At 34.1% G+C, this 25,581-nt stretch carries 30 protein-coding genes and 2 pseudogenes; 8 read left to right on the forward strand and 24 right to left on the reverse strand.

Going from position 1 to position 25,581, the window contains the following annotated elements:
• Nucleotides 1-1,287, reverse strand: a complete 1,287-nt coding sequence (gene kynU, locus AC0OM3_RS22665) for a kynureninase (protein ID WP_046945025.1) — start codon at nt 1,285-1,287, stop codon at nt 1-3.
• A gap of 159 nt (nt 1,288-1,446) precedes the next feature.
• On the opposite strand from kynU, the gene AC0OM3_RS22670 reads away from it, so the two are divergent.
• Nucleotides 1,447-2,058, forward strand: coding sequence for a TetR/AcrR family transcriptional regulator (locus AC0OM3_RS22670; RefSeq protein WP_474213091.1), 612 nt, complete (start codon nt 1,447-1,449; stop codon nt 2,056-2,058).
• A gap of 35 nt (nt 2,059-2,093) precedes the next feature.
• Here the strand turns inward: AC0OM3_RS22670 and AC0OM3_RS22675 are convergent, their stop codons facing one another.
• The 6 genes from AC0OM3_RS22675 to AC0OM3_RS22700 all read right to left on the reverse strand — a co-directional run bounded on the left by AC0OM3_RS22675 (nt 2,094) and on the right by AC0OM3_RS22700 (nt 7,163).
• Nucleotides 2,094-2,531: an NUDIX hydrolase gene (locus AC0OM3_RS22675; protein ID WP_474213092.1), complete on the reverse strand. Its 438-nt coding sequence runs from the start codon at nt 2,529-2,531 to the stop codon at nt 2,094-2,096.
• Nucleotides 2,532-2,939: 408 nt separating this feature from the next.
• Nucleotides 2,940-3,197, reverse strand: a complete 258-nt coding sequence (locus AC0OM3_RS22680) for a DUF3977 family protein (protein WP_000873843.1) — start codon at nt 3,195-3,197, stop codon at nt 2,940-2,942.
• 112 nt (nt 3,198-3,309) lie between these two features.
• Entirely contained in the window at nt 3,310-5,160 is a 1,851-nt protein-coding gene (locus tag AC0OM3_RS22685; protein ID WP_000881382.1) for a sigma-54-dependent Fis family transcriptional regulator, read from the reverse strand.
• A gap of 313 nt (nt 5,161-5,473) precedes the next feature.
• Entirely contained in the window at nt 5,474-5,812 is a 339-nt protein-coding gene (locus AC0OM3_RS22690) for an NIPSNAP family protein (protein WP_046945022.1), read from the reverse strand.
• Nucleotides 5,785-6,381 (reverse strand): GNAT family N-acetyltransferase, encoded by a 597-nt coding sequence (locus AC0OM3_RS22695; protein WP_000635684.1) that lies wholly within the window; start codon nt 6,379-6,381, stop codon nt 5,785-5,787. The genes AC0OM3_RS22690 and AC0OM3_RS22695 overlap by 28 nt, the downstream gene beginning before the upstream one ends.
• Nucleotides 6,378-7,163: a DeoR/GlpR family DNA-binding transcription regulator gene (locus AC0OM3_RS22700; protein WP_000493641.1), complete on the reverse strand. Its 786-nt coding sequence runs from the start codon at nt 7,161-7,163 to the stop codon at nt 6,378-6,380. The genes AC0OM3_RS22695 and AC0OM3_RS22700 overlap by 4 nt, the downstream gene beginning before the upstream one ends.
• A gap of 250 nt (nt 7,164-7,413) precedes the next feature.
• Between AC0OM3_RS22700 and AC0OM3_RS22705 the strand changes: the two genes are divergently transcribed.
• Nucleotides 7,414-7,911, forward strand: coding sequence for a hypothetical protein (locus tag AC0OM3_RS22705; RefSeq protein ID WP_000838471.1), 498 nt, complete (start codon nt 7,414-7,416; stop codon nt 7,909-7,911).
• A gap of 58 nt (nt 7,912-7,969) precedes the next feature.
• Here the strand turns inward: AC0OM3_RS22705 and AC0OM3_RS22710 are convergent, their stop codons facing one another.
• The 4 genes and pseudogenes from AC0OM3_RS22710 to AC0OM3_RS22725 all read right to left on the reverse strand — a co-directional run.
• Entirely contained in the window at nt 7,970-8,575 is a 606-nt protein-coding gene (locus tag AC0OM3_RS22710) for a class I SAM-dependent methyltransferase (protein WP_003301475.1), read from the reverse strand.
• An 89-nt stretch (nt 8,576-8,664) separates the two neighbouring features.
• Entirely contained in the window at nt 8,665-9,066 is a 402-nt protein-coding gene (locus tag AC0OM3_RS22715) for an Rrf2 family transcriptional regulator (protein ID WP_000877645.1), read from the reverse strand.
• A gap of 85 nt (nt 9,067-9,151) precedes the next feature.
• Nucleotides 9,152-9,319: pseudogene (locus tag AC0OM3_RS22720) on the reverse strand (DUF4085 family protein); the annotation flags it as partial.
• Nucleotides 9,320-9,471: 152 nt separating this feature from the next.
• A pseudogene (locus AC0OM3_RS22725) lies at nt 9,472-9,926 on the reverse strand (DUF4085 family protein); the annotation flags it as partial.
• A gap of 220 nt (nt 9,927-10,146) precedes the next feature.
• Between AC0OM3_RS22725 and AC0OM3_RS22730 the strand changes: the two are divergent.
• A complete protein-coding gene (locus tag AC0OM3_RS22730; protein ID WP_000914454.1) occupies nt 10,147-10,743 on the forward strand; it encodes a hypothetical protein in 597 nt (198 codons plus the stop codon).
• Between the two features lie 82 nt (nt 10,744-10,825).
• On the opposite strand, the gene lpdA is transcribed toward AC0OM3_RS22730, so the two are convergent.
• The 5 genes from lpdA to AC0OM3_RS22755 all read right to left on the reverse strand — a co-directional run bounded on the left by lpdA (nt 10,826) and on the right by AC0OM3_RS22755 (nt 16,147).
• The gene (gene lpdA, locus AC0OM3_RS22735) at nt 10,826-12,205 is read right to left on the reverse strand and encodes a dihydrolipoyl dehydrogenase (protein WP_000041209.1); all 1,380 of its coding nucleotides are present in this window, start codon (nt 12,203-12,205) and stop codon (nt 10,826-10,828) included.
• 15 nt (nt 12,206-12,220) lie between these two features.
• Nucleotides 12,221-13,420 carry a dihydrolipoamide acetyltransferase family protein gene (locus AC0OM3_RS22740; protein ID WP_474213093.1) on the reverse strand — a complete coding sequence of 400 codons (1,200 nt, stop codon included), beginning with the start codon at nt 13,418-13,420 and terminating at the stop codon, nt 12,221-12,223.
• Nucleotides 13,421-13,447: 27 nt separating this feature from the next.
• Nucleotides 13,448-14,482: an acetoin:2,6-dichlorophenolindophenol oxidoreductase subunit beta gene (acoB, locus tag AC0OM3_RS22745; protein WP_474213094.1), complete on the reverse strand. Its 1,035-nt coding sequence runs from the start codon at nt 14,480-14,482 to the stop codon at nt 13,448-13,450.
• A gap of 17 nt (nt 14,483-14,499) precedes the next feature.
• On the reverse strand, nt 14,500-15,498 hold the full coding sequence (gene acoA / locus AC0OM3_RS22750) for an acetoin:2,6-dichlorophenolindophenol oxidoreductase subunit alpha (protein ID WP_474213095.1): 999 nt from the start codon (nt 15,496-15,498) through the stop codon (nt 14,500-14,502).
• A 169-nt stretch (nt 15,499-15,667) separates the two neighbouring features.
• Complete coding sequence (locus AC0OM3_RS22755; protein ID WP_000233784.1) at nt 15,668-16,147, reverse strand: DinB family protein; 480 nt, start codon at nt 16,145-16,147, stop codon at nt 15,668-15,670.
• A gap of 165 nt (nt 16,148-16,312) precedes the next feature.
• Here AC0OM3_RS22755 and AC0OM3_RS22760 point away from each other — a divergent pair, with 165 nt between their 5' ends.
• Nucleotides 16,313-17,158: an SDR family oxidoreductase gene (locus AC0OM3_RS22760; RefSeq protein WP_474213096.1), complete on the forward strand. Its 846-nt coding sequence runs from the start codon at nt 16,313-16,315 to the stop codon at nt 17,156-17,158.
• Nucleotides 17,159-17,234: 76 nt separating this feature from the next.
• Here AC0OM3_RS22760 and AC0OM3_RS22765 read toward each other — a convergent pair whose 3' ends face one another.
• From AC0OM3_RS22765 to AC0OM3_RS22780, 4 genes are all read right to left on the reverse strand, one after another.
• The gene (locus AC0OM3_RS22765) at nt 17,235-17,618 is read right to left on the reverse strand and encodes a DUF4181 domain-containing protein (protein ID WP_474213097.1); all 384 of its coding nucleotides are present in this window, start codon (nt 17,616-17,618) and stop codon (nt 17,235-17,237) included.
• Nucleotides 17,619-17,890: 272 nt separating this feature from the next.
• Nucleotides 17,891-18,727 (reverse strand): PP2C family serine/threonine-protein phosphatase, encoded by an 837-nt coding sequence (locus AC0OM3_RS22770; RefSeq protein WP_474213098.1) that lies wholly within the window; start codon nt 18,725-18,727, stop codon nt 17,891-17,893.
• On the reverse strand, nt 18,711-19,211 hold the full coding sequence (locus AC0OM3_RS22775) for an HIT family protein (RefSeq protein ID WP_474213099.1): 501 nt from the start codon (nt 19,209-19,211) through the stop codon (nt 18,711-18,713). Before AC0OM3_RS22775 ends, AC0OM3_RS22770 begins: the two co-directional genes overlap by 17 nt.
• 91 nt (nt 19,212-19,302) lie before the next feature.
• Entirely contained in the window at nt 19,303-19,470 is a 168-nt protein-coding gene (locus AC0OM3_RS22780; protein WP_000508470.1) for a glycine zipper domain-containing protein, read from the reverse strand.
• A gap of 217 nt (nt 19,471-19,687) precedes the next feature.
• Between AC0OM3_RS22780 and AC0OM3_RS22785 the strand changes: the two genes are divergently transcribed.
• The gene (locus AC0OM3_RS22785) at nt 19,688-19,924 is read left to right on the forward strand and encodes a hypothetical protein (protein WP_000283222.1); all 237 of its coding nucleotides are present in this window, start codon (nt 19,688-19,690) and stop codon (nt 19,922-19,924) included.
• A gap of 53 nt (nt 19,925-19,977) precedes the next feature.
• Here the strand turns inward: AC0OM3_RS22785 and AC0OM3_RS22790 are convergent, their stop codons facing one another.
• Both AC0OM3_RS22790 and AC0OM3_RS22795 read right to left on the reverse strand, forming a co-directional pair.
• On the reverse strand, nt 19,978-20,814 hold the full coding sequence (locus tag AC0OM3_RS22790; protein ID WP_001084769.1) for an ABC transporter permease: 837 nt from the start codon (nt 20,812-20,814) through the stop codon (nt 19,978-19,980).
• Nucleotides 20,807-22,012: a quaternary amine ABC transporter ATP-binding protein gene (locus AC0OM3_RS22795; protein ID WP_000370606.1), complete on the reverse strand. Its 1,206-nt coding sequence runs from the start codon at nt 22,010-22,012 to the stop codon at nt 20,807-20,809. Before AC0OM3_RS22795 ends, AC0OM3_RS22790 begins: the two co-directional genes overlap by 8 nt.
• A 171-nt stretch (nt 22,013-22,183) precedes the next feature.
• On the opposite strand from AC0OM3_RS22795, the gene AC0OM3_RS22800 reads away from it, so the two are divergent.
• Nucleotides 22,184-23,041: a glycine betaine ABC transporter substrate-binding protein gene (locus AC0OM3_RS22800; RefSeq protein WP_474213100.1), complete on the forward strand. Its 858-nt coding sequence runs from the start codon at nt 22,184-22,186 to the stop codon at nt 23,039-23,041.
• A 46-nt stretch (nt 23,042-23,087) separates the two neighbouring features.
• Here AC0OM3_RS22800 and clpP read toward each other — a convergent pair whose 3' ends face one another.
• Nucleotides 23,088-23,669 (reverse strand): ATP-dependent Clp endopeptidase proteolytic subunit ClpP, encoded by a 582-nt coding sequence (gene clpP, locus AC0OM3_RS22805; RefSeq protein WP_000991610.1) that lies wholly within the window; start codon nt 23,667-23,669, stop codon nt 23,088-23,090.
• A 21-nt stretch (nt 23,670-23,690) separates the two neighbouring features.
• Nucleotides 23,691-24,377, reverse strand: a complete 687-nt coding sequence (locus tag AC0OM3_RS22810) for an RNA polymerase subunit sigma-70 (RefSeq protein ID WP_474213101.1) — start codon at nt 24,375-24,377, stop codon at nt 23,691-23,693.
• A gap of 141 nt (nt 24,378-24,518) precedes the next feature.
• On the opposite strand from AC0OM3_RS22810, the gene AC0OM3_RS22815 reads away from it, so the two are divergent.
• Both AC0OM3_RS22815 and rpiA read left to right on the forward strand, forming a co-directional pair.
• The gene (locus tag AC0OM3_RS22815) at nt 24,519-24,839 is read left to right on the forward strand and encodes a 2Fe-2S iron-sulfur cluster-binding protein (RefSeq protein ID WP_001125388.1); all 321 of its coding nucleotides are present in this window, start codon (nt 24,519-24,521) and stop codon (nt 24,837-24,839) included.
• 4 nt (nt 24,840-24,843) lie between these two features.
• Nucleotides 24,844-25,506, forward strand: a complete 663-nt coding sequence (gene rpiA / locus AC0OM3_RS22820) for a ribose 5-phosphate isomerase A (RefSeq protein ID WP_001049985.1) — start codon at nt 24,844-24,846, stop codon at nt 25,504-25,506.
• The last annotated feature ends 75 nt before the right edge of the window (nt 25,507-25,581 follow it).

Below are 25,581 nucleotides of genomic sequence, written 5' to 3' on the forward strand. Positions count from 1 at the left end.
TTATGCCACAACCTCTCGCTTATTTTCAAACTGCTTATACTCTTCATTTTTCATAATTTTCTTTAATATTTGTACAGATTTCCACACTTCTTCGTATGTGTTATATAAAGCGACCGGCGCAAGTCTCACCCCATTTGGCGCTCTAAAATCTGGAATTACTCCATTTGCTTTTAGTGCTTTACATATACGTGCTGCTTCTGCATGCTCTAAATAAATGTGCCCGCCTCGTTTTTCATCCTCTAATGGATTTCCAATTGTAAATTCGAAATCTTTTAATTCATGTCCAATTAAATTCAGCATGTATCTCGTAATATGTAAAGATTTCTCACGTAAACGTTCAATACCAGCATCTTTGAAAATTTCAAGTGAACCAATTAATGGTGCTGTACTTAATACGTGCGGTGTACCAATTTGATAAGCACCTGCATGATCAGCAGCTGTTAATGTATGCTCCATATCAAACTGTTTATCTTTTCTAGAACTAAACCATCCAGACAATCCTGGCAGTCTATTAAAATGTTTACTATTTACATAAAGGCCTGCAACACTACCCGGTCCTGCATTTAAATATTTATAATTGCACCAAACAGCAAAATCGACATCCCAATCTTTGAAATGATGCGGAATAGATCCTATTGAATGGCATAAATCAAATCCAATGTGAATGCCGCATTTATGAGCTTCCGTTGTTAAACGTTTCATATCAAGAATTTGACCACTTCTATATAAAACAGAAGGTAATAAAATTAAAGCGATATCATCTTCCATCGCATGGATAATATCTTCTTCAGAAAGTGTTCTACCATCTCTGCTTTTCACTCTTACTAAATGCTCATCTGGATCTAATCCTTTTAAACGAATTTGACTTTGAAGTGCATATATATCTGATGGGAATGTTAATTCATCCGCAAGAATTTTTGTACGTATTCCTTTCGGCTCATAAAATGTGGCAATCACTTGGTGTATATTCGTCGTCGTGGAACCGGTTACAATGGTTTCTTCTGGTAAAGCTCCAATAAGAGGTGCAGTCAACTCACCTAATTTCTCCGAGAGAAAAAACCACGGATGCTCACCCTCTGTCCAGCCGTCAATGCCATACTCTTTCCATGAATCTAGCAAAATAAGTAACGATTTCTCTGCTCTTTTTGAAAGTAGTCCTAATGAGTTTCCATCTAAATATATCGTTCCTTCTTTTTTATAGAATTCAGTTTGAAAATCTTTCAGTTCATCATGTTTATCACATTCAAGCGCATATTCATAATTCGGTTGAAATAGTTCTTTATACATGGTGTCACCTTCTCTTAATTTTCTTTTTATTCTAACTAATTGAAATATATCACCTCAATTGATACGACGTCAATGATATTATGTCAGTTGACTTTATATATGAATTTCTTTTACAATACAGTTATATTTTCAGATATTTCAGTATAAAGAGGTGATTCTTTGAAAAACAGTACCCTTTCATCAAGAAAACACCGCTCCTTAGAAACGAAGAAGAAACTATTACACTCTGGTTACACTATTTTTATACGTAACGGATTTCAAAAAACGACAATTACACAAATTATTAAACATGCAGAAACCGGATATGGTACAGCATATGTATACTTCAAAAACAAAGATGATTTCCTAATTAGTTTAATGGAAGATGTTATGAATCGTTTTTATAATATCGCTGAACGCTCTTTTTCTCCACAAACAAAAGAAGAAGCACGTATAATGATCCAAAATCAAGTTAGAGCATTCCTGCAATTAGCAAATGAAGAACGCGCTATTTTGCAAGTTGTAGAGGAAGCGATAGGATTATCAAGAGAAATACGGCAAAAATGGGATGAGATTCGGGAACGTTTTATAAAAAGCATTAAACAGGATATTACATACTCTCTAGAAAGTGGATTGGCACAACCTAATTTAAATAAAGAGATTGTAGCACGCGGTTGGTTCGCGATGAATGAATCGTTTCTTTGGACTATTATGCAAAACGACAAAAAGATTAACTTAGAGGAAATTGTGTATTCGTTGACGGAGATGTATACGACGGGGTTATATAAATAGCACACCTGCAATAAATACGGTGTGCTATTTTACAACTATAAAAATATTTTATCTGGGTAAGGCAATGCTAAAAGGGGCTTTTCAGATAAAGAGAAATATTTTAGTTTTAACGATTCACCATCTATCGATTTCAACTCGCCACTAGTAAATTCACACTCAAACACAACAACAATATATTCTACTTCATCACCATTCGGATATATATGGCGGTACTTTTCTCCTCCAAATACTCCTTTTTGTTTTTTTACTTGTACTTCCAATCCTGTTTCTTCCCAAACTTCCCGAATTACTGCTTCTTCTGGAGTTTCCCCAAGTTCAATTGCTCCAGCTGGCAAACTCCAGTATTCTCCGCCAGGATATTGAAATAAGATTTCTCCCTGCTCGTTTTTAATAACTGCAGCTACACTTGGCATGAATATTAGTTCATGTCCTAATTGCTCCCGGATTTTTTTATAATATAGCGACATCGACATATAATTCTCTCCTAATCTATTAATAACTATATTTTCTGATATTTATTGCATAATATTCTTAATACAAACTTCTATATAGAAAGGATAAGAACATGTCGCAAGAAAAACTTGCAAACAAATTTCTATCATTTTTAAATACTATAAAACAACCGCTTAGCTTACATTTTTCAAATAAACTTATTAAAGCTCATCAAGAAAGAATAAAGTGGGAGACTTTAACTAAAATTATTGACTGGGAAAATGGAACATATCCTTAGCCCTTCTGAACTTACTTATTGGATAACAAAAAAATTTTGTATTGATAAAGAAATATATGAAAGAGCTATTGAGATTTCCACTAAAAAATCTTCAAATACTGAAAGTGGTACTCAATAGATTGAGTACCACTTTTACTTTACATGTTTTTAATTAGCGCACTTTTTCTTCAGCCATCCTACTCACAATTCCAACAATAAATTTATATTCAACCCTTCTCTTCTTATCTTTCTTAAAACCCTCTTTCGTATCAAAAATAAAACAAGTTTTCCGAAACCAAATACGTACGTATAAAGACTCAAAATAAATAGGTTTTATAATACCTCGTTCTTCAAATTCAGTTCCATCTTTATTTTCGGTTTCTGTTCGAACAAACCACCTATTCCCGATGCCAATTTCAATATACTTCACATAAGTCCCCCTTCCGGAAATTAATTTCTAACAATTCTATTATTTCCCCGGTAAGCGCACATTCCGACAGAACATGAGCCCACAAAGAAAAAGTAGATTACAAAAATCTATTTTATAACTTATATTTTTGCATTCGTTTATAAAATGTACTACGGGGTACATTTAATAGCTTTGCAGCTAACGAAACATTTCCATTTGTCTTTTGTAATGCTTCAATCATGCTATCACGCTGTATTTTTTCGCGAAAATGTAATGTCTGTTCTGTTTTAGTTTCAACTTGTAACTCAAGTTGTTGTTGATTTCCCATCATTGTTTGCAGCAAAAAAGCGACTTGCTTTTCGCATATTTCCCGTCCTTGCGACAAAATGTAAATACGTTCTAATACATTTACTAGTTCCCGAATATTTCCGGGCCATGTATGTTGTAAAAATTGATTGTATATACTCTTTGGAAATACAACATTCCAATTCTTCCGTTCGCAAAAGTGTTGTATAAAATATGGGATATCCTCTTTTCTTTCTATTAACGATGGAACATATAACGGATAAACGTGCAAACGATAATATAAATCTTGACGGAATTTCCCTTCTTCTACTAACCGTAGTAAATCTTTATGTGTGGCAGTAATAATACGAATATTTACTGGTACCTCTTTTGAACTTCCTATTGGAGTTATTGTACGTTCTTGTAAAACACGCAATAATGCTACTTGCATCTCTGGTGGTACTTCACCAATTTCATCTAAAAATAATGTTCCTCCGTTTGCTTGTTCAAATTTCCCTTTATATCCTTGACGTCGCGCACCTGTAAATGCACCTTCAGCATAACCGAACAATTCACTTTCCATTAATTCTTTAGGCAAAGAACCGCAGTTTACAGCTATAAAGGGCCCGTCTTTTCTTGGACTATTTTCATGAATCGCTCTCGCGACATATTCCTTTCCTACTCCTGTCTCACCACATACATACACACTAGCATCAGTCGGTGAAACAAGCTTAATTTCTTCTAGTGTGTGTTGAAATGCTTTACTTGTCCCGGTAACTCCTGGAAAAGTAATTCCTTTTATAAATGTGAGAGTAGAATATGTATTCATTTGTTTGTTTTCCTTTAAATACATACATTTCCCGATCATTCTTTCATTACTATATACCGGTATCTCTAATTTAGTTTCCAATCCATGGTGCACTAACTCTTCAAGTTTCATTCTTGACCAATTAGTTACTCGTTCCCGAACGCTCTTACTCGCAGAAACGATAACATCACGATGATTACAAATAACTACTTGTTCATCACTATCAATGACATCTAAAAAACGATGGATTAAGTGTAATTCATTTTGATGAACTCTTATGCTACATTCACGTTCAATCGCATGTGCAATTGAAGTTACCATACCGAGCATATATGGATGTGAAAATTCAATTGGACAGGAGAAATCTAGAATACCAATTAATTTCCCGTCATCGTTATGAATGGGAGCAGCCGCACAACTCCAGCTATGAGATACCACGGAGTAATGTTCAGTACCACTTATCATAATAGCTTCTTCAATTTCTAGCGCTGTTCCTATTGCGTTTGTCCCCACAGCTGCTTCCGTCCATTTTACACCTTCAATAAAATTAATATGTTTCGCTCGCTTTAACGTTTGTTTATTTCCACTTAACGATAGAACATAACCATCTGGATCGATTAATAATGCCATCATTTGTAGTTCATCAATGGTTTTTCTCATATTTTGTATTTGAGGTAATGCTATATCAAGGAAAATTTCACTCTTTTTCTTTTGTTCTTGAAAAAAAACAGAAGACAAAATTTTCTGACCTTTACTCATATGAGGATTCACATTTGCTTGTTTACATCGGTACCATGATTCTGAAATTCTTTCGTTTATACGGTTCGAATCAAGGACTCCTTCATCAATAAACTTTTTCCATGTATGTAAGTAAAACGGTGAAGCTAACATTGTATCATCTCCCTTTTAATTGTTTTGGAGATTTATAAAACATACTTTTATTATAAAACTGAATAAAAGCGTTTTCAATAAAACTAGAAAGACGACACAAATATGTTAATAATTTGAATATCCTAATGCATTTCTTTATTCTTTTTTAGTAGCACTATATTTTGTATAATGGACGCAAAGAAAATACATAACCAAAACCACTTTTGTGGATTACCATTTATAAAGAAAACAATCACGGCTATTGCAAATAAAATAGTGGATGCTAAACTAAAATATAATTTTGTTCTAATTTCTATTATCCCTCACCCCTCTGTTACTTTACAGTACATACTAACTCTTCATTTTTCATCTCTACTATGTACTCCTGTAAAACGTATTCTTTCCCGCCATGGTTTTCATACCATTCATGTATTCCTTTAATATGCCTCTCATCACTTCTAATTTTCGATTCTATTTCATTATACTGTTCATAACTATCATATTCCCATATGGCAAATACTTCAGACGTACCATTCTTATTATCTTTCATCCAGCGTCCTATTAGCCTAGAACCATGCTTTAATTGATTAGGTACGTTCGTATTATTGAAATGATCATTAAATACTTCTATGAATTCATTTTTCACTACATAGTACTTCCTTCTGTAAAACATACTTCTTCACCTCTTTCATGAAAAGTATTAGTAAATCTTCCCATCACTACCGTATTATAATACTTTCCATCCGATAGTCTTTTGTCATTTTTCAAAATGCCTTCTACTTCAAAACCTAATTTTTTATAAAGATGAATAGCTTTCTCGTTTGTCTCTAATACTTGTAAAGATATTTTATTCACTGCATTTTCGTCAGCCCATTTAATAGATTGTTGTAATAGGCTCTTCCCCATTCTATATCCCCAAAACTCTTTTAAAATGCAAACGCCAAACTCCACTTTATGAGATAATCTCTTAAAATTTGATCCTTCACATCTTGAAAATCCAACGATTCGATTGTGCACTTCTGCAACTAAAAAGAGATTCTTAGTCTCTTCACTATCTGTTTTTATTATTTTTTGAAATCCTAGATTATCTATAAATCCCTCTCCAGCATCTCTATCCATATTTTCAGTTTCTCCATCAATCTGAACTCTAATTTTCGATAACTGCTCAGCATCTTTCTCAGCTGCAGAACGAATTGTATAAGTTAATCCATTTATATAAAACTCTTGCTCTTTTACAATCATGTCAAACTCCTTTCAAATGAATATAATGGCGCTATTACAACTTGTTTACCTTGTTTCTCAAAGTCCTGAACAGTTTCTTTACTAGCCTCTTCGTCAGTTATAATAATGTCAATTTCTTTTAGAGACTCTCCTCTTATAAAACAATCTATTCCAAGTTTATTATGTGGAACTAAACAAATATTTCTTCTAGCAATTTCACTTACTCTTTTACTAAAATAAGCAACTTCAGGTGTTGCAGTACTAATACCTTGTAATGAAATGCCTCCACCTGTAGAGAAATAAAGATCAATAGAAAATCTACTTATCAATTCAGAGGCAAGTGTATCAGTAATATTCCCTGAAGGTTTTACTTTTCCGCCAATTAAATACGTATCAATATTCTTATATTCTCGTAGATAACCAGCTATTTCTATAGAATTCGTAATAACCGTAAATGATACTTCTGGTAAATATTTCAGCATCGCATTATGAACGGAAGCCCCACCAATAAAAATTGAATCACCTTCTTGTATATAAGATACCGCAACTCTTGCAATTGTGTCCTCATACATTGAGCTATCACTATAACGTTTAGCTGGTTCCGCAGCTAAGTTTCTCACTCGCGTAAGTTCAATTGCACCTCCGTGCGTTCTTTTTAATAAACCATCCTTTTCCATAATAGACAAATCTCTTCTTATAGAATCAATAGACATATCAAATCTTTCCGCAAGATCCTTTGCGATTACTCTTCCATCTGTATTAAGTAGCTCTAAAATTTTCTCTCGACGCTCTTCAGTAAACATGTTATCACCACCGTTATTGAAGATTCAGAAACTTAAACTTTATTTTAATTATATGCATGTCTCTTCTGTTTTACAATATTTTCAATTCTTATTTATTCCGTTTTATACAGTCTTCTTCCTCTTTCTATCCTGTTAACTTGACAACCAAATAAATATATATCTGTATATTACGCAAAAATACTTCCATTCACCTTTCTATTGATGTAAAATTATTCCTATGTTTTACTTTTTAATACAGAAAGGGATTACTATGAAATCATTAATCAAAACGACATGTACAGCATTATTATTTACTGGAATATTGACAGGATGTAATAGCAATACTACATCAAAACAAGAAAAGAGTGCTCTCGAAAAGAATGCAATGCACTATGGAGAAATAGTTAAAAACGAATACTATAGAGCGACAGTTGAAAATGCAAAGTTTGAAAAAATAGACAAAGAGCGGCGCCTTACTACTCGTGTTATGATTAATAATGTTCGGGACGATGGACAAACTATTGATCTTTCGGAAATAAAATATTTCATACAAGATGAAAAAACTGGTCAGAAATATGAAGGTGAAGCTCATCCGGTAGATGACGAGCACTATAAAAATGTTCCACACGAATTCTCTTTAACTACTGACGTTGTGTTTGAACTGAAAACTTCACCAAAAGATTTAAATAATATGTATTTATACATAGATAGCAAAGCTGCGCCGTTAACAAATACATATTGGAAGCTTGATAATTTAGTATCTAAATAGAAAGACCAGTCTTACATGACTGGTCTTTTACATTCATACATTTAACTTTCATTAACACTTATAATAATTTTCTAATAACAACTTGAATAACATCAGCTAAACCAGTGTGCCCTTTCCCTTCAATTCGCTCTTGTTCGCCATTAAAGAAATGAATTACCTTATGTTCTTCACACCAAGTAAGGATATCAATTGGATCATACAGCATATCAACATCTTTTGGTCCACCAGTACTATAGTTTATTTGTTTTTTTGAGTAAACTTCAAACATAATTAAACCACCAGGCTTTATCGTTTGTATCATTTTACCTAATATCATTTTTTTATAATCATCATGAAAATGTCCAAATACCATAATTGCTGCATCATATTCATTTTCTGGCAAACTATCAGCTAATAAATCTACTTTTTTTGTATGCACGTTTACGTTATGCTTCTCTGCCAATTTTTTTGTCTTCTCTAATCCATCTTCCGAATAATCAATAGCTGTTACTTCGTTCCCTTGTCTTGCTAGAAATACAGCATTTCTACCTTCTCCCTCCGCGAAAGCTATTACTTTATTGTGATTTGCTAAACGAAATGCTTGTTCTTTAATAAATGTATTAGGTTCTTCCCCGTAAAAATATTCATCTGATTTATATCGATCATTCCAAAATTTAGTCATCATCTTCTCTCCTTCTTCATATCATTTTCTAACTACAATTAAAGATATCAAAGAGTCTTTTTATCCTTAATTAATTTAAAAATAAAAGCAGATTAAAAATCCACTTTTATTTTTTTCGCAAGATCTACGATTTTTTGATTTCGTAACTCTTCTTCCATTTTCTCTTCTGCTGCAAGCATTACTTCATTAATTAAACATCCAGGTTTGTCATGTAAACAACATTCAAACAATGATGTTTTACCTTCAATTGCATGTATAATATCTAAAAATGAAATATCTTCCCAATTCTTACTAAGCGAGTAACCGCCCTTTGGACCAGATGATGAATGTATCATCCCTTCCTTCGTCAACTTAGTTAGTATTTTAGACAAGTACGTTGGTGACACATGTTGCATTTCTGCTAATTGGTGAACACTAACTAACTTATTTGGTGTAGCCTTTGCCAGAAAAAGCATTGTATGAAGAGCATAATTTGTAGCTTTAGAATATTTCATAATACAGCTCCTATTGTAGACTTCATGTATCTACAATAACTTTATTTTTTTATTATGTCAAACGTTTGTAATACTCCATACAACATTATTTCTTCACAAGTAATACATCTGCCGCGCAAATCGTCACTTCTCTAAATGGAGAGTCAAATCAAACACCTAGTTCAAAACCATCTTCAGTAAGAGCTATTTCATGATATAACCACCAAGCATTTTCAAAGTTTTCCGGCATAGAACACTTTGTTACTCCTATAAAGTGAAACTTTAATCAGTGGGGGTTTTGTTCATTTCCCACTGATTATTAGCTCTAACCAATCGGGCTTTTACGGGCAGTTAATTCCCACCTAACTTCTTTGCTTTCGCTGCATTTTGAGGTGGGTGTCTTACTGCCCGTTAATGCGGGATAAAAGTTATTTCAAGTTTATCAAATTCACTAAAAGTACCAATGCAATCTAATATGATAGACAAAATATCTTCTGACTTTCTCTTTACTACTTTAATTACACTATCTTGTAGTGATGTCTTGTGTAACTGAGCAACATTTGACGGAAGTTTTTTCTCAATGGAATTAAAATATTCTACGTATGATTGATCTAATTATTCCACTCTTTTCTCATAATCTGTTGACCACTCTCGCATACGTTTTTTCAATTCACCTGATGGGTACTCTGAATTAATTGTGATGTTTTGTATAATTGAGTATATCGATTCAGGAAGGAATTTTAATAAATCTATTTTCCTTTCCTCTATTTCTTCCTTTAAACTTTGTATATCCATTTCCGACCATTCTTTTATAGACTCTATAAAACTTAAAAATTCTAAAAATTTATTTTTTTATACCAATCTCTTGTAAAATATTTCAATGACACCTCTCCTAAAACATCTTTACATCCAGTAAAAACAATATATCCACTTATTATATCATTCCAATAACTATTTTTTCTAAAGAAAAAATGTAAAACTGTAAATATTCCGCCTATTATTTCTAAAACTTCAGAATATTTACAAAAGTATAAAATTATAATACATTTTAGCTGTACAAGATTCACCTGTACAAAAATCCAAACAAAAAGGGATGGTTATATGTTGAAGAAATTAGTAGCAGGTACATTAGTAGCGGGATTTGCATTAACTGGAGGACTAGGAGTAGCAAGTGCTGAAGAAAAAAGTAACACAATTAAGTCTTTTGATTATTTAAAAGTGGATGAACAGAACGTTAATTCACTTACAAAATTAAGTGATCAAGATAAAAAAGACATCCAAATTACTATGGTATTACCAGAGCAAAATGAAAATGGAGATTGGTTAGCTTACGGTTTTACTAGTAGAGAAACATTGGATGCTTATATTGAAAAGGATAAAAAAGCACTTAAAAATAAAATTAATCCTTTAGGTAGCGGCGCTGGTAGTACTGATTTTTATGAACATATAAATAAAGGTGGACAATACATTTACTGGAGCAGTGGCTTTAAAAACTTACCTTCTAGCTGGAACGACAGAATTTCTTCTGTAAGTACGGCTTCACCTTCTGCAAGTTATTCAACGACACTTTGGGAGCATACTTCTACACAAGGATATGGAAAAGGTGTTGTATTTAAACACGCTGATTGGTATGGTAAAACTGCTAATTTAGCTCCTGAATGGAACGATAAAACTTCAGCTATTGACGTAAAAAAATAATAGGATATTCAATTTCTTCCGTAAAAACTCAAACCACTATTCTCTTATTCATTTAGAGAATAGTGGTTTATTATAATTCCATTTAAGCATGTACAGCATGCCCTACTGCTTGCGATAGCGCTTCATGAATCGCTTCAGATAAAGTCGGATGCGCTGCAATATAATCTCTCATAATATCGGCAGTAACTTCCGTATGAATCATTACAGTTCCTTGACCAATTAGTTCGGTTGCACGTGGACCGATAATAGAAATCCCAACAATTTCTTGATATTTAGGTTCCACAATAACTTTTATTTTCCCCGTTTGTTCTCCAATAATAAGCGCTTTTCCGTTCGCTGTAAAAGGAAATTCTCCAATTTGTATGTCACCGTACTGCTCTTTTGCATCTTTTTCTGTTAGACCAACGCTAGCAATTTCTGGAGCGGTATACATACAACGAGGTACAGCATGATAGTTAACTTTTACATCTTCTCCGCTCGCGTGTAATGCTGCCGTCGTTCCTTCATGGAAGGCAACGTGAGCAAGCTGGATGCCACCAATTACATCACCAGCTGCGTAAATATGTGATACATTGGTTTGCATATGTTCATTTACAGAAATTCCTTTATTTGAATATTGAATGCCTGCTTTTTCTAAATCTAATTGTTGTATACGTGGTTTTCGGCCGACTGAAACGAGAACAAATTCTGGATTAACTTCTTGGATACTTCCTTCATATTCAAATAAAGCCTGCTTCTTATAACTATTTAATCCTTTTAAAGCTGCCCCTGTACATATTTTTACGCCATCAGTTTCTAGTTTTCCTCTTAAAATATGTGCGATATCTTCATCTTCACCAGGTAATAATTGTGGTGCCATTTCAATAATTGTAACTTTTGTTCCAAGACGACTATAAATACTTGCAAACTCGCACCCTATTACACCACCGCCAACGATTAATAATGATTTCGGTATATGATCTATGGACATTGCATGGCTACTATTTAAAACCCACTTTCCATCAAATGGAGCAAAGGGTAATTCAGTCGGTTCTGAACCTGCCGCTATAATGAACTGTTCTCCATCTACTACATCTTCTTTATCACCGTATGTAACTCGCACACGATGATCCGTTTCGAATTTCGCTTTTCCTTTTACAACTTTAATTTTATTTTTCTTCATTAAATATTGTATTCCTTGGACGAGTTGCATTACGATTTGTGATTTCCTTGCCTGTATTTGATCCCAATCAATTGATATACTTCCTGTATTAAGCGTAACCCCATAATCATTCGCTTTTCTCACAATGTCATGCACTTCTGCACTTTCTAACAATGATTTCGTCGGCATACACCCAACATTCAAACACGTTCCGCCAAGGTCAGCTTCATCAATAAGAGTGACCTCTTTTCCATTTTGAGCCGCGGTAATTGCCGCTACATATCCAGCTGGTCCGCCTCCAATTACAACTAATTTACTCATTCTCTCACCTTCTCTTTATAAAAGAATTGTTATAGGTTCTTCTAAATAATATTTAATTGTGCGTAAAAATGCAGCTGCTGGTGCACCGTCTAGTACACGATGATCGAATGTTAAACTTAAAGGTAACATACTACCTTTTTTTAATTTTTTCCCTTTATATACAGGAACATGTTCAATTGCGCCAATACCTAAAATACCAGTCTCAGGTGTATTTAATACAGGTGTGAAATATTCAATACCAAAGCTACCTAAATTACTAATTGTAAATGTCGTTCGGTGCATATCATCACTACTTAAGCTACCTGCTCGCGCCTTTTGTGCCATATCCTTAATCTCTTTAGACAACTCTACTAAAGATAAATTATTTGCAAAGCGAATAGCTGGAACGACTAATCCTTTTTCTAATGCGACTGCCATACCTAAATGAACATGTTCAAATTGATGAATTGCATCATCTATATAAGCGCTGTTCATTTCTTTATGATCCCCAAGCGCTAATATAACAGCTCGAGAAACGAAATCCGTAATGGTTAATTTGTTATCGTATCGTTTTTGTACAACTTCCGCTATTTCTTTATGTAAAGCAACTAAATCTGTAACATCTACTTTCATCGTTAAGGTTAATTGCGCACTATTTTGTAAGCTTGCTTGCATACGGTTTGCGATTGCTTTCCGCATACCAGTAACAGGAATTACTTTACTTTCTTCTTGTTCAAGTACTTCTGGGATTGCTACTCTTTCTTCAAGCGCCTTTAATACATCTACCTTTGTAATTCTTCCGCCGGGGCCTGTACCAACTAATGCCTTGAAATCCAGATTTTCAGACTTTGCAATTTTCTTCGCTACAGGTGAAATTTTAATTCTTTGCTTCGATACTTCTTTCCCATTTGGTTCTTGATTTTGTACATTTTGTACTTCTATATTAGATGTTTTTTCTTCTACAACATGTGTGCTTTCCTGCATTTCTACTTTTTCATTCGGTTTACCGATGTAGCAAATTACAGTACCAGGCGGCACTCCTTCATCTTCACTTACAGCTATATCAAGTACCGTACCATCAACTGGCGCTTCAATTTCCGTTTCAATTTTTTCTGAATTAATACTAGCAATCAGTTCTCCTTTTGCTACATTATCGCCTGCTTTAATATTCCAGCTCGTAATAATACCTTCTTTCATCGCCATACCTAACTTCGGCATTACAACTTCTACAGCCATGTTTCTCTCTCCCTTCACATCGTTTTATTACACATGTAATAAAGATTGGTCTCCAATCATTTCTGATACAGTTTCAATTACTTTTTCTGGCGTTGGCAAATACAATTTTTCAAGTGGTGGTGAAAACGGAACCGGCGTATGTGGTGCTGTAATTCGTTTAATAGGTGCATCTAACAAATCAAAACCTTTATCCGCTACAATTGCCGCAATATCTGTTGCCATACTACATCTTGGATTCGCTTCGTCAATGACGATAAGACAATTTGTTTTTTCAACAGATGATAAAATCGTATCTTCATCAAGCGGTGATAAAGATCGTGGATCGATTACTTCTACTTCAAGCCCCTTTTTCGATAATTGCTTTGCAGCTGCAAGCGCTGTATGAACTTGCTTTCCGATTGCGACAATTGTTACATCAGAACCTTCCCGTTTAATATCTGCTTTTCCTAATGGAATTGTATAATATCCTTCTGGCACTTCACCTTTCATATTGTAAAGTGTTTTATCCTCAAAGAAGATTACTGGATCATCATCTTCAATTGCTGCTAATAATAAGCCTTTTGCATCATACGGTGTGGAAGGAACAACAACTTTAATACCTGGTATGCTCGTAAATAATGCGTACAAACTTTGTGAATGCTGAGCTGCTGCACTAAAACCAGCGCCATGCATCGTACGTACTGTAACGGGTACTTTTGCTTTACCTCCAAACATATAACGGAATTTCGCACCTTGGTTTAATACTTGATCAAGACAACTACCAATAAAATCATTAAACATTAACTCAGCTATCGGACGTAATCCAGTTGCAGCAGCGGCCATCGCAGCTCCCATATAACCCGCTTCAGAAATTGGTGTATCCAATATACGATTTCGACCAAACTCTTGTACAAGTCCTTTCGTAACACCAAGAACACCACCCCAAGCTTCATCATCTTGCAGATGATCAACTTGTGCACCGCCTGCAACGTCCTCTCCTATTAAAATTACATTTTCATCACGGCGCATTGAGATTTTCATCGCTTCATTAATTGCAGTTGACATACTTACTGTTCTAGTCATAATTTTTCACCCTCCTCTTATTTGTAAGAAACGTATACATCTTTTAATAATTCTTCATCCTCTGGATATGGACTATTTTCACTAAATTCAATCGATTTTTGCACCGCTTCATCTACTGCCTTTTCCATATCTACAAGCTCAGATTCAGTTAATAAAGCTTCATGAATTAAATGCTTACGGAAATTCACAATTGCATCTTTTTCATTTAAATGTTCTTCTTTTTCTTCTGAAGTTTTATACGTTTGTGCTTCACCTTCGAAATGACCGTAATTACGATATGTCATACATTCAATTATTGTTGGACCACCGCCTTTACGCGCACGTTCTACTGCTTCTTCAGCAGCTTTATATACAGCTAGAAGATTTTTTCCATCCACTTGAACACCTGGAATGTTATAAGCTTTTGCACGATCCGCAATAGAATCACAACTTGAAGCATATTCAAATGTCGTTGCTTCACCGTAACCGTTATTTTCTGCGATAAAAATAACTGGTAACTTCCAAATCGCCGCTAAATTAACCCCTTCATGGAATGTTCCTTCATTATTTGCTCCGTCACCGAAGAAGCAAACACTTACATCTTTCGTTCCTTTATATTTAGCTGTTAATGCTGAGCCACAAGCAAGTGGGAAACCCCCGCCTACAATGCCATTTGCACCAAGCATTCCTTTATCTAAATCAGCAATATGCATGGAACCGCCTTTACCTTTACATAATCCTGTTGCTTTCCCGAAAAGTTCAGCCATCATACCATTTAAATCACAACCTTTTGCGATACAATGTCCATGACCTCTATGTGTACTTGTAATACTGTCACTATCCGTTAAGTGGGCACATACACCAACTGCTACCGCTTCTTCACCTGCGTATAAATGGACGAAACCTGGCAGCACGCCTTGCGCGAACAATTCATGTACCTTATCTTCAAACTTACGAATCTCTAACATTTTTTTATACATCCAACGAGCTTGTTCTTTCGTAATTTCATTCCCTTTACTTTCAGTTGTTTTTAACATGTCCAGCCCTCCTATTTTCTTGTTCGTCTGTTATATTGCAAGTACCGTGCCAAATTCTAATCCTTGATTTAATAGGTTTTCTCTTTTCTTTCATAATAAAAAAGTGGACAAAACGAGACATCTGTCTCGTTTTGTCCACTTTTGTTCACCTAATTTGAGAACTATTATCTTATTCATTATCAAAGCTCTGCTGTAATTTTCGGATGTAAATAATTTGCCCAATATGATATGCATTATGAGTTGTTACATTCGCTAACACTTCCCACCACTTTGCAGAAACAGGAAGTCCTACTACATCACTTTCAACCTTTTCTTCATTTATAAGATTTTGCCATTGTAACAGTTTTTCTAGTAGTTTTTCCCGTAATTCATCGAAAGTTTGATTATTTGAAAGCATAAAACTTTTGTTATTATCACCAATAGCGGGCACAGCATTCACATTCGATTCTTTATATCTAGTTTGCCACGTAGAATTCCAATACAATAAATGTTGTACAATTTCAGCTATACTGTTACTCTCTTCATTCGGTTTCCAGAAAGCTTCCCTCTCAGATAAATCTTTCACTGCATCTGAAAATGGGATATACCAACTAGGATCGTTTGCATTCGCCAACAATTGATCTGCTAATACATCCTTCACATGGACCATTTTTCTTCCCTCATTTCATTATCATATTAATATACACTACTCTATATACGCTCATTCCCTATAATCCCCTTTTTTACATACAAATTGATTTCATACTGAATGTAAGAATAATAGATTTTCTTATCATAACTCGTTATGATAAAAGAAAAAGAAAGCTGGCGGAAAATGAATAAAAAAATCGCAATAATTACAGGAGCCTCAAGTGGATTTGGACTATTAACTACACTCGAACTCGCAAAAAAAGATTATTTAGTTATCGCTACAATGCGGAACCTTGAAAAACAAGTGAACTTACTATCTCAAGCTACTCAACTCAACTTACAACAAAACATAAAAATTCAACAATTAGATGTAACCGATCAAAACTCTATACATAACTTCCAATTATTTTTAAAAGAAATACAAAAAGTAGACCTTCTTGTTAATAATGCAGGATATGCAAATGGGGGCTTTGTAGAAGAAATTCCAGTAGAGGAATACCGTAAACAATTTGAAACGAACCTATTTGGAGCTATATCAATTACCCGACTTGTCTTACCGTATATGAGAAAACAAAGAAGTGGAAAAATCATCAATATAAGCAGCATTAGCGGCCAAGTTGGATTCCCTGGTTTATCTCCTTATGTATCTTCAAAATATGCATTAGAAGGCTGGAGTGAATCGCTTCGCTTAGAAGTAAAACCTTTCGGAATAGATGTTGCTTTAATTGAACCAGGTTCTTATAACACAAACATATGGGAGGTTGGGAAACAACTCGCTGAAAACCAATCTGATACACCATCTCCTTACAAAGAGTATATGGATAAAATACAAAAACATATTAATAGCGGCAGTGATACATTTGGTAATCCGATAGATGTTGCTAATAAAATTGTAGAAATTGCTGAATCTAAGCGTACAAATTTACGATATCCAATCGGTAAAGGTGTGAAATTTATGATCTTTGCGAAGAAGATTCTTCCTTGGAGATTGTGGGAATATCTTGTTTTGAGGAGTTTTAGGAAGTTGTAAATAAAAAGAGTAACTATCAAGATAAATAATGGTAGCTACTCTTTTTAAATATTCATCATAAAAAAACAAAACGATATTAATATGTAGAAAGAGGATCAAAATAAAGTAACATTGAAACCATAAAAGCAAATGCAAAGAATCCAATTATAGAAAGAATATATTCCTTTGTTTCTCTGTTATACTTCCATTCCATCCATACGCGTAATAAGGAAATTGCTCCAAAATAAGTAAGTACAGCAATTCCTATATTAGCATTTTCTACTTTGAACAGATAAATAAAACTTACTATAAGATATATGATAAAAAGACCTATTGCTAATTTTACATGTAAACCATTTACATGTTTATATATCCAAACATTTCCCTTTGTCATATTTAATTTTTTCCTTAAAAACTTTTCTAAAAAATATCCTCCAATTATCATACTAATAACTATAATCCAAATAGTAGAGTTACCCATTGCATTCCCTCCTATTAAATTAATTATGTTTTCGTAACAAAGTGGACTATATAATTTTTAATGTTACGATAATATCTTCATTTTCTTTATGCTTACTTCTTTAGTAGTAGTTTTATCAAGACATGTTTTATGTATTGTACAACAACAATCTATTTCCCATCCTTTTCTTCGGGATGTATAACCTTTTTCTTGCTATTTTTTCAAAATGAATGTAGATAGTACTCATAAAATTAATAGAGTTATTTTTCTAATTGACAAAAAAACCTATCCTTTTATTTTCTTACTTTCATTTTCTCCGGCTGATCACTCGGATACGTAACATTCTCTTTATTTTCAACGTCCCAACTAATTATAGTCGCACTATCACGTCCCAACTGATGATGCACGTGTTCTAAAACATTGTGAATATTTTCTTTAAGTGTTTTATCATTTCTGTTAATAGTATTATACAAATTTACAGGTATTTCATATCGGCGTTCCCCGCATTCTAATACTCCATCTGTCACCATTACAATTCGGTTCTTTCCAGTACGTAATTCACGAATACCTGATGAATAGCAAGGAACAGGTAAATCAAATGTGTTTACATTTCCAATCCATTCGTAAAAATGACGTTGATTTAATGCATATTGTCCTAACTTATGTAACTCTTCATGAAATACATACACTAAACAATCACCGATAGAAAGCCACCATATATAATTTTCTTTCCTTACACATAGTAAGCAAGCTGTTTCACCTTTAATTTTTTTGCACTTTTCCTTAAATGAAGATGCCTGAAAAATTGTCAGTATATGATTTTCAACAGATTGAAACACTGTATTAATTGGTTCATTCAAAATTACTTTTATATTTTCATATTCTTTTTCGATTGTATTTACTACTAAATCAACACTTTCCGCACTATTATGTCCATCTAATATAGCTGCAAATTCCCAATCACCATTTGACCAAACTAACGCGCCATCTTCGTTCTTTTTTGCTCCGGCGCTTATATTCCCGCCGTATTTACCAAGTACAATATCACCATATTGCTTAACTGAAATTTCTCCTAAGCACATGTCTGTATTTCCAACCCATGAATATTGTCTATTATTTGTTATATGCATATTCACTCACCATATACTTTCGTATTCTTTCGCATAGTTTTTGGATTTTCTCTGCGTCACCATATGGCGCACCATTCCATTTCGCTACTTCAGTCGGTGACCAAAACTCTTTGGGTGTATTTGGATAACGCGGTATGATGTGCATATGCATATGTGGTACACCATTCCCTGAAACAAAAGCATAAATATGTTCTGCTCCCTCACTTTCTTTTAACGCTTTACTTACCCTACTTGTTATAAGTCCGAACGTTTTTGCTTCTTCATCCGTTAATTCAGCAAGGCCAAGTACATGTCTTTTTATATCTATCATGACATAACCAAGGTATGTTTCTTCATTATTCCAATGGACATGTCCAACATAAACGAGTTCATCTTCGTAAATAGCTCCACCTGGAACTATAATATTTCCTTTATGTTTTTTGCAAATGAAGCAGTTTTGTTCTACTTGATTATTTGTTGACATATCCATCACCTTCCTTTTCATATATAATATCACAAAAAAAGGAAAAACAGGTTTCGCATTCCGAATTTTCATTCTTTTTATACAATAATTTTTGAAATGAATTTACATCTCATTATTTCTTCAAAAACGCAATCCCAATTATAATCCCAATCACAATTCCGATTACTAAATTATTTGTAAAGTGCCCTTGAAATACACCAATTACAACCCCTATACCGACACCTATTGCCAAAGCATCATTTCTTTTTTTATTTTTAGCCAAAATTACATCTCCTCCCATCATTTCTCCCTAAATAACATACATTTACTTGAATGTATTAATATACGCACTATCTCGCTTAAATATTTCCCAAAAATGTACTGTAACGTCACATATAATATTTTCCATTTTCTGTACATACTCCTTTTATATTGGAAAATTTTCAAGTAACTATTAATTATACATAGGCATTTACTATAAGAAAGCTTCGTAATTTATTGAAGGAGGAACGATTCAAATGTATCCTCATTGGAATCCAAATATAAATCAACAGTATGTTTATTCCCCTCATCCCGCAAGGAATACATTGCATCATGATTCACAATATATGATGCAGCGTATTGCAAGTCTTGAAAATCAATTAACTAAATTAATCTCATTAATCGAGGAAAATAATCAATTAATTAAATCAATGGAACAACAAAAAAACCAAGTTTGTGCACCAGCTGGAGGTTCTGTTATCGTTCGTATGTGATCTGGATGCAATAAAAAACACACTTTGTATTATAAAAGTGTGTTTTTTATTCATTATTTTCTTTTCGTATGGAACCCTTGTGTAATTCGATCTAATATAATTGCGATTACTACGATAGCTAATCCAGCTTCAAATCCCATTCCGATATTAACTTGTGTTACAGAGCGATATACATCAACTCCAAGTCCTGGAGCTCCTACAAGTGATGCTGTTACAACCATCGATAACGAAAGCATAATGCTTTGGTTCACACCAGCCATAATCGTTCCGGTTGCAAGTGGTAATTGTACTTTAAATAGTTTTTGTGATGCCGTGGATCCAAACGCATTCGCTGCTTCAATTAAATCTTCTGGAACTTGTCTAATTCCTAAGTCAGTAAAACGAATTGTCGGTGGCATTGCAAAGATTACTGATGCAATAATTCCAGGTACTACACCTACTCCGAAAAATGTAATCGCTGGAATAAGGTATACGAATGCAGGCATTGTTTGCATAAAATCTAATGTTGGTTTTAAAAATTTTGAGAAACGTTCATTTTGAGATGCTAATATACCAATTGGAATTCCGACAATAATTGAAATAATAACAGACGTAAGTACGAGTGCTAATGTTTGCATCGTCTGTGCCCAGTAGTTAATATTTAAAATAAATAATAAACCGATCAGTGTAAAAATAATTAAAGATACCTTTCTCGTTGTGTACCAAATGAGGAAACAAAGGATGATAATCATCAATATGGCCGGTATTATTGTTAAAAAATTAGTGAGTAAATCAACGAATCCGCCGATAATATAAGAGAATCCTCGGAATAAGCCTTCAAGGTGCTCATATAAACTTGCAACAAATGAGTCGACCCATTCCCCTAATGGAATCCGCGGTATACTATTCATCGTCTTTCACCTCTTCCTCAATGTTTCCTGCAAGAGCTTGAATGACACTTTCACGTTTAATAATTCCTCTTAGCCTTTTCTTCTCATCGATTACTGGTAACGGATATTTCATCTCTGCCATTTTTGCATATGTCTCTTCCAGTAAAGTATCCAAATACACATGCGGAATATCATTAAGTAATAAATCAGCAATCGGCCACTGTTTTTGTACTGCTTTACTCGCATCATCCGCAGTTAATATACCTAAAAACTCATACTTTTTGTTTACAACATATACAGTTGAGACACCTGCATTCCTCATAATTTGAAGGGCTACACGAGGTCCACGATCAATTAATAAAGTTTCTGGTCGTTTTAAAATAGACTCAGCCGTAATTACTTTTCCTAAATTCACGTCCGCAACAAACTTTTCTACAAATTCATTAGCGGGGCTCATCATAATTTCTTCTGGTGTTCCAATTTGGACAATTTCTCCATCTTTCATTAATGCGATACGATCTCCAATTCGAAGCGCTTCATCTAAATCATGCGTAATAAATATAATCGTTTTTTCCATTTTATCTTGTAACTCTAACAATTCATCTTGCATTTCTTTTCGAATAAGTGGATCTAATGCACTGAATGACTCGTCCATTAGTAATACATCTGGATTATTCGTTAGTGCCCTTGCGATTCCAACGCGCTGCTGCATACCACCACTAAGTTGACTTGGGTAATTATCTTTATGATGATCGAGTCCTACTAACTGTAGCGATTCTAACGCTTTTTTCTCTCGCTCTTCAACCGGAACTCCTTGAATTTCTAAACCATATGCAACATTTTGTATAACTGTACGATGCGGAAATAGAGCGAATTTCTGAAATACCATACTCATTTTCGTTCTTCTTACTCTCCGTAACTCTTCTTTTCCCATCGTTGCGATGTCTTCACCATCTATGTATATATGACCTGCAGTTGGTTTAATCAATTGATTTAACATACGAACTAGCGTAGATTTCCCGCTACCAGACAAACCCATAATAACGAAAATCTCTCCAGAGTAAACTTCAAACGTTGCTTTTTTCACCCCAACGTTCATTCCTGTCTCTTTTAAAATTTCCGATTTACTTTTTCCTTCTTTTAATAAGGAAAGGGCTCTTTGCGGATGTTTCCCGAATACTTTTGTTACGTTTTCAACACGCACCTTTGTATTATCCATGTCACTACTCCTTTTCTACCCATCTATTCACATAGTGTTGCGATTTTACAAAGAAATATTACATAAAAATGACATTCATAAGATTTCTTTAAAATTCTCGTTTCCGTTCATAATAAGAATGCTTACTTATACATTTATTTTATAAGGCAAACGTTACTTAGGAGGTTTTCGATGCGAAAGAAAATTTGGTTTATATGCCTTGCATTATTTATTACTATGATTTTCACTTCATGTAATGCAACAAATGCAAATTCGAAAGGAAAAATTAAACTTGGTGTAACAAGTTGGAAAGAAAATATTGCAACCGCAAACATGTGGAAAGTTTTATTAGAAGAAAAAGGCTACAAAGTTGAACTTATGTATTTAGAAAAAGCCGCAATTTGGACTGGTGTCGCTCGCGGTGATGTTGATGCTAATTTAGAAGTGTGGCTACCCGTTACGGATAAACCGCTAAACGATCGTTATAAAGATGATATTGTTTTAAAATCAAAATGGTATGAAGGTACTGGTCTTGGCCTAGTCGTCCCTTCTTATATGAAAAACATTAACAGTATCGAAGATTTAAATGCACATAAAGGTGAGCTAGATAACAAAATTGTCGGAATCGAACCCGGTAGTAGTCTTATGAATTTAACGAACAAAGCAATGAAGGAATATGATATTAAACTAAAACTTGTCCAATCTTCTGAGGCTGCGATGATGAGTGAATTAAAGAAAGCATATACGAAAAAGAAACCAATCGCTGTTACGCTTTGGAATCCACATTGGGGCTTTTCGGAATTTGACTTGAAATATTTAAAAGACCCTAAGAAAGTATATGGTGAAAAAGATGACATTTATTACTCTGTTCGTAAAGGTTTCGAAAAAGACCATCCGGATATCATAAAATACTTTGACAAATGGAAGATGAACGATGAACAGCTTGGTACGTTAATGGTCCAGTTAAATAAAACGAAAGATCCCGAAGAAGCGGCGCGAAAATGGATTAAGAAGAATCAAGCGCTAGTTGATGAATGGGTAAAAGATTAATAAAAATAGGCTAGAGGGTTAGCATATCCTCTAGCCTATTTTTAACTTATTTTTTCGTAACAACGTCATCTACAATCCCATATGCCTTCGCTTCTTCTGCAGTCATAAAATAATCTCTTTCTGTATCATGTGCTACTCTTTCAATCGGTTGGCCTGTTTTTTCTGCAATCATTTTATTAATATCATGCTTTAACTTTAATATTCTTTTTGCTGTGATTTCAATTTCTGTTGCCTGACCTTGTGCACCACCAAGCGGTTGATGAATCATAATTTCACTGTTAGGGAGTGCAAACCGTTTTCCTTTTGCACCTGATAATAATAACAATGCACCAAATGATGCTGCAAATCCCATGCATAACGTTTGCACATCTGGTTTAATGAGATTCATCGTATCTAATATGGCAAAACCTGCTGTCGTTGAGCCGCCTGGGCTATTGATGTATAAAAATATATCTTTCTCGGCATCTTCCGCTTCTAAAAATAATAATTGCGCTACGACACTACTCGCTACTTGATCATTTATTTCTGAACCGATAATAATAATGCGGTCTTTCAATAACCTTGAATATATATCATAAGAACGTTCTCCTAATTTCGTTTGTTCCACTACATATGGAATTGCATTCATTTTATATCCCTCCAATAATTATTATGCTGCGTAAAGCATATAACTGTAGGAAGAAGGTTTTTTCACATTAAATAATAAGACTGGCTGTTTAGATGGTAACTTAGTAAAATCTATTGTCGGAAGAAGCTTCGTTAATAATTCCGGTCTTTCCTCACGAATAGATGTTACAACAACTTCAATATCCTCTGTGAATTCGACTATCTCAATCCCTTCTTCACTTACAGTTTTCAGCCTATTTCTACTCCGAAATAAAGAAGCTTTCACTGCACCTTCTGATACAGAACACACTTTAGCAATATCAGCGATACTATATTGAAAAACATTTTTTAATAATAAAATTGCGGATTGCTGTACATTTAATGAAGACAATACTTTCCCTACCATTTCATGCAAATCTGCAATGTTCTCATGTGGTTCTTCAAATGTGATTTGTTCTCTTATTTTTTCATAAACAGACTTAGACTTCATCTGATCTAACCAACGATTTCTTGCTATTTTATAGACGAGTGTCATACAAATATCTTTATTTCTATATTTTTGAAGCACTTTACACACTGTTTCTTGGGCGAGATCTTCCCCATCCCATTTGTTTTTCGTTAAAAAAGTACAGTATCTTTTTAACTCTCCATATTGTTCAATTAAAAAGTTTATATTTGAATGATTCATATCGATATGATTCTTTAAAACATGAGTTACTTTTGTGCACAAAATAACCACTCCTTTTCAGCGCTTACTTAATAAACGATTCAACATTAAAAAAAGTTACGGGGATATAAAAAATAATGTTTATGTTCAATAATTCGCGGTCATAAATATGTTATGTACAATTTTACGTGAGGAGGAACAAATTTGCCAAAATTAACAATTGAAGGTGCGGGAACTTTTGATGTGAAAGAAGGAACAAAGTTAGTATTAGCAATTGAAGATAGCGGTGTCAACATTCTTCATCGTTGCGGCGGGAATGCACGTTGCACAACTTGTAGAGTAGAAATACTAGCAGGTGATTTCTGTGAAGCAAGTGCGAATGAGAAACATGCAATGACGGAAAAAGGGATTGAAGATCATTTACGATTATCTTGTCAAATGCGCGTACATAAAGATATAGTCGTTCGTCCGGTACTTACAGTTGAAAATTCAGGTCTTGATGCCGGGCCGCGTCCGGCGGAATAAAGAGATGAATTTAAAACAGCTCGCTGGCGAATATGCCGCTAACTTTGTAAATGATGGCATGAAGATTGGGCTTGGTACAGGTTCTACTGTATATTGGACAATACAAAAATTAGGTGAGCGTGTAAAAGAAGGATTATCATTTCAAGCTGTACCAACATCAAAGGAAACTGAAGCATTAGCACATCAACTAAATATCCCCCTACTTTCGTTAAACGACGTACAAAGTCTTGATCTTACAATTGATGGAGCGGATGAAATTGATTCAAATTTACAGCTTATAAAAGGCGGTGGCGGTGCATTACTTCGTGAAAAAATCGTTGCCTCTTCCTCTAAAGAACTAATTATCATTGCTGATGAATCGAAACTTGTAACACATTTAGGTAATTTTCCATTACCTGTTGAAATCATCCCTTTTTCATGGAAACAAACCGAAAATAAAATTCAGTCTTTAGGGTGTCAAACAACGTTACGTTTAAAAAATAATGAAACCTATATAACCGATAACAATAACATGATTATCGATTGTATATTCCCTAATCATATTTCTAATCCTGCCCATTTACACACCCAATTAAAAATGATTACTGGTGTAGTTGAAACAGGGTTGTTTATAAGTATGACGAGTACAGCAATTATTGGCACTAAAAATGGGATAAAGAAATTGTAATAAAAGCTAACTTTTTAAAGTTGGCTTTTTAGTATGTTCTTCTTCTCTTAATAGTGCTTTATTATGATATACTAG

The organism is Bacillus sp. FAU20 (assembly GCF_056033865.1).

What these genes read in the sequence shown, in the direction of transcription:
- AC0OM3_RS22765 (WP_474213097.1), bottom strand. Translation starts at nt 17,618, where the DNA reads ATGGGTAACTCTACTATTTGGATTATAGTTATTAGTATGATAATTGGA.
- AC0OM3_RS22785 (WP_000283222.1), top strand. Translation starts at nt 19,688, where the DNA reads ATGTATCCTCATTGGAATCCAAATATAAATCAACAGTATGTTTATTCC.
- acoA (WP_474213095.1), bottom strand. Translation starts at nt 15,498, where the DNA reads ATGTTAAAAACAACTGAAAGTAAAGGGAATGAAATTACGAAAGAACAA.
- AC0OM3_RS22775 (WP_474213099.1), bottom strand. Translation starts at nt 19,211, where the DNA reads ATGAAAAGGAAGGTGATGGATATGTCAACAAATAATCAAGTAGAACAA.
- rpiA (WP_001049985.1), top strand. Translation starts at nt 24,844, where the DNA reads ATGAATTTAAAACAGCTCGCTGGCGAATATGCCGCTAACTTTGTAAAT.
- AC0OM3_RS22790 (WP_001084769.1), bottom strand. Translation starts at nt 20,814, where the DNA reads ATGAATAGTATACCGCGGATTCCATTAGGGGAATGGGTCGACTCATTT.
- AC0OM3_RS22780 (WP_000508470.1), bottom strand. Translation starts at nt 19,470, where the DNA reads ATGGGAGGAGATGTAATTTTGGCTAAAAATAAAAAAAGAAATGATGCT.
- AC0OM3_RS22730 (WP_000914454.1), top strand. Translation starts at nt 10,147, where the DNA reads ATGTTGAAGAAATTAGTAGCAGGTACATTAGTAGCGGGATTTGCATTA.
- AC0OM3_RS22770 (WP_474213098.1), bottom strand. Translation starts at nt 18,727, where the DNA reads ATGCATATAACAAATAATAGACAATATTCATGGGTTGGAAATACAGAC.
- AC0OM3_RS22795 (WP_000370606.1), bottom strand. Translation starts at nt 22,012, where the DNA reads ATGGATAATACAAAGGTGCGTGTTGAAAACGTAACAAAAGTATTCGGG.
- AC0OM3_RS22675 (WP_474213092.1), bottom strand. Translation starts at nt 2,531, where the DNA reads ATGTCGATGTCGCTATATTATAAAAAAATCCGGGAGCAATTAGGACAT.
- acoB (WP_474213094.1), bottom strand. Translation starts at nt 14,482, where the DNA reads ATGACTAGAACAGTAAGTATGTCAACTGCAATTAATGAAGCGATGAAA.
- AC0OM3_RS22710 (WP_003301475.1), bottom strand. Translation starts at nt 8,575, where the DNA reads ATGATGACTAAATTTTGGAATGATCGATATAAATCAGATGAATATTTT.
- AC0OM3_RS22695 (WP_000635684.1), bottom strand. Translation starts at nt 6,381, where the DNA reads ATGATTGTAAAAGAGCAAGAGTTTTATATAAATGGATTAACTTATACA.
- AC0OM3_RS22755 (WP_000233784.1), bottom strand. Translation starts at nt 16,147, where the DNA reads ATGGTCCATGTGAAGGATGTATTAGCAGATCAATTGTTGGCGAATGCA.
- AC0OM3_RS22740 (WP_474213093.1), bottom strand. Translation starts at nt 13,420, where the DNA reads ATGGCTGTAGAAGTTGTAATGCCGAAGTTAGGTATGGCGATGAAAGAA.
- kynU (WP_046945025.1), bottom strand. Translation starts at nt 1,287, where the DNA reads ATGTATAAAGAACTATTTCAACCGAATTATGAATATGCGCTTGAATGT.
- AC0OM3_RS22700 (WP_000493641.1), bottom strand. Translation starts at nt 7,163, where the DNA reads ATGTTTACTGAAGAGCGTCGAGAGAAAATTTTAGAGCTACTTAATACA.
- AC0OM3_RS22760 (WP_474213096.1), top strand. Translation starts at nt 16,313, where the DNA reads ATGAATAAAAAAATCGCAATAATTACAGGAGCCTCAAGTGGATTTGGA.
- lpdA (WP_000041209.1), bottom strand. Translation starts at nt 12,205, where the DNA reads ATGAGTAAATTAGTTGTAATTGGAGGCGGACCAGCTGGATATGTAGCG.
- AC0OM3_RS22715 (WP_000877645.1), bottom strand. Translation starts at nt 9,066, where the DNA reads ATGAAATATTCTAAAGCTACAAATTATGCTCTTCATACAATGCTTTTT.
- clpP (WP_000991610.1), bottom strand. Translation starts at nt 23,669, where the DNA reads ATGAATGCAATTCCATATGTAGTGGAACAAACGAAATTAGGAGAACGT.
- AC0OM3_RS22690 (WP_046945022.1), bottom strand. Translation starts at nt 5,812, where the DNA reads ATGTTTTACAGAAGGAAGTACTATGTAGTGAAAAATGAATTCATAGAA.
- AC0OM3_RS22800 (WP_474213100.1), top strand. Translation starts at nt 22,184, where the DNA reads ATGCGAAAGAAAATTTGGTTTATATGCCTTGCATTATTTATTACTATG.
- AC0OM3_RS22685 (WP_000881382.1), bottom strand. Translation starts at nt 5,160, where the DNA reads ATGTTAGCTTCACCGTTTTACTTACATACATGGAAAAAGTTTATTGAT.
- AC0OM3_RS22705 (WP_000838471.1), top strand. Translation starts at nt 7,414, where the DNA reads ATGAAATCATTAATCAAAACGACATGTACAGCATTATTATTTACTGGA.